A 2,237-nucleotide genomic window follows, 5' to 3' on the forward strand; every position below is an offset into this window, starting at 1 on the left:
GCAAAGACCACCACCGTCACCGGGACGCCGAGGATGCGGCCCTGCCCGATCAGCGAGAACCATTCGGCGCCTGGCGGCACATTCTGCATCTCCAGCGTGAAGAAGAAGGTTCGGCCAAGGCCGTAGATGACGGAGCCGGCGGCAAGCGTCGCGAAGATCGGCGCGACCTCGCCGAAAGCGATCAGCATCCCGATCAGCACGCCGGCGACCACCGCGAACAGCGCGCCGATCAGCAGCGCGAATTCCAGCGAATAGCCCGAGCGGGCGATCACGAAGGCCCAGGACACCGACACCACCATCGTTGCGATCATCGAGACATCGATGCCCCTGGCGATGACGACCAGCGCCATTCCCAGCGCCAGGATGCCGAGAATCGAGACGCTTCTGATCAGGGCTAGGATGTTGCCGGGGCTGAAGAAGGACGGCAGCAGCAACGAGAACAGCACGAAGGCCAGCACCGCCAGCACCAGCACGATGCCTTCCTGGCTTTTGAGCAGGCTGGAAAGCCGAGCCTGATTTCCGCGTGCGGCTGCCTCGCTCACCGCTCAGGCCTCCTCTTTGCCCAGTCTGAGCAGGATTTCCCTGGCGCGATCGACGCGCACATCGTGATCCGCCGCAAGTTCCTTTGCCACCGCATCGATATTCGCGCCGCTCGCGCCCGCCACGATGGCTATGTTGCGGGCATGCAGCGCCATGTGTCCACGCTGGATGCCTTCGGTTGCCAGCGCCCTGAGCGCCGCCATGTTCTGCGCCAGCCCGACCGCGACGGTGACCTCGGCAAGCTCTTGCGCCGTGGTCACGCCGAGGAGTTTCAGCGCTGCGCGCGCGGCCGGGTGCGTCTTGGTGGCGCCGCCGACCATGCCCAGCGCCATCGGCATTTCCAGCGTCCCCACGAGGTTTCCGGCGGCGTCGATCTCCCAGCGGCTCAACGACGTATAACGGCCGCCGCGCGCCGCCCAGGCGTGGGCGCCGGCCTCGATCGCCCGCCAGTCGTTGCCGGTCGCGACGACGACTGGATCGATGCCGTTCATGATGCCCTTATTGTGCGTGGCCGCGCGGTAAGGATCGACGATCGCCAGCGAACAGGCCTCGACGATGCCGGCAACGATACGCTCGCCGGTGAACTCCTTCGTCGCCAGTGCCTTCGGCGTCAGCCGCACCCGCGCCCGCGCCAGCCTGAGGTCGGCCAGGTTGGAGAGGATGCGCAGCCGGACGGTGCCACCCGAAATGCGCTCGATCATCGGTGCGACTGCCTCGGCCATGGTATTGACCGTGTTGGCGCCCATCGCGTCGCGCACGTCGACGAGCAGATGCAGCACCACCATCGGTCCGACTTGCGTCTCCTCGAACACCTGCACTTCAATCTCGCGGCAGCCGCCGCCGAGGCCGATCAGCACCCGGTCCTTCTCGTTGGCGGCGGCGATGATCTGGTCGCGGGCGGACAGCAGCCTGGCGCGTGCGCCGTGCGGATCGGACAGACCGAGTATCTGCACCTGTGCCCGCATGATCGGTGCGGTGCTCGATGTCTCGAAGCCGCCGCAACCGCGGGCGATGCGCGCCATGTAGGAGGCGGCGGCGACCACCGACGGCTCTTCCACCGCCATCGGGATGAGGTAATCGCGACCGTTGATGGTGAAGTTGGTGGCGACGCCGAGCGGAATCTCGAAGGTGCCGACCACATTCTCGATCATGCCGTTGGCGAGATCGAGCGGCAGGACGCCGCCGCGCAAGGCATCGCGATCCGCCTGCCCAAGACGAGCGGCGTCGCCGACCGTCGCCAGGCGATCGGCCGGCGACAGGTCGCGGAATTTCTCGATGCGGGAATTCAGCCGCGGCTCGACACCGCTGTCCTGGACAGCCACCATCACGATCGCCTCCCTGCGAATGCTTGTCGTTGAGGCAGCTATCGTTTAACTGATACCATCTATCAAGGTACAGCTACAGGAAACAGCGACAAACTGTACCAGTCCATATCAGGGCACGCAGCCCATCGGAGGATGTTCTGGGATGACGCGCGCCGAGGCCGTGGCGGCAGAGATCAGAAGGCGCATCGAGACCGGCTCGATTACCGTCGGCGCCAAGCTTCCGTCGATACGCAAGGCCGCCGAGCAATTCGACGTTTCCAAGAACACCATCGTCGATGCCTATGACCGGCTGGTATCCGCGGGCATCGCGTTTTCGCGGCCCGGCGCCGGCTTCATGGTCGCCGAGCGTCGCCGGCAGACGCCGAGCGAGCG

Annotated in this window: 2 protein-coding genes and 1 pseudogene; 1 reads left to right on the forward strand and 2 read right to left on the reverse strand. The window is 65.9% G+C overall.

Annotation, left to right across the window (positions count from 1 at the left end; translation table 11 throughout):
- Together EN893_RS30005 and EN893_RS30010 are read right to left on the reverse strand one after the other, a co-directional pair.
- A pseudogene (locus tag EN893_RS30005) lies at positions 1-542 on the reverse strand (ABC transporter permease); the annotation flags it as partial.
- A gap of 3 nt (positions 543-545) precedes the next feature.
- A complete protein-coding gene (locus tag EN893_RS30010; protein WP_127270358.1) occupies positions 546-1,865 on the reverse strand; it encodes a hydroxymethylglutaryl-CoA reductase, degradative in 1,320 nt (439 codons plus the stop codon).
- Positions 1,866-2,007: 142 nt separating this feature from the next.
- Here EN893_RS30010 and EN893_RS30015 point away from each other — a divergent pair.
- Positions 2,008-2,237: winged helix-turn-helix domain-containing protein (locus EN893_RS30015; protein WP_164901235.1), on the forward strand; the 230-nt coding region annotated here is incomplete at its 3' end.

Origin of the sequence: Mesorhizobium sp. M7A.F.Ca.CA.004.04.2.1 (assembly GCF_004022825.1) — a bacterium.
In the GTDB taxonomy this organism is placed as follows: domain Bacteria; phylum Pseudomonadota; class Alphaproteobacteria; order Rhizobiales; family Rhizobiaceae; genus Mesorhizobium.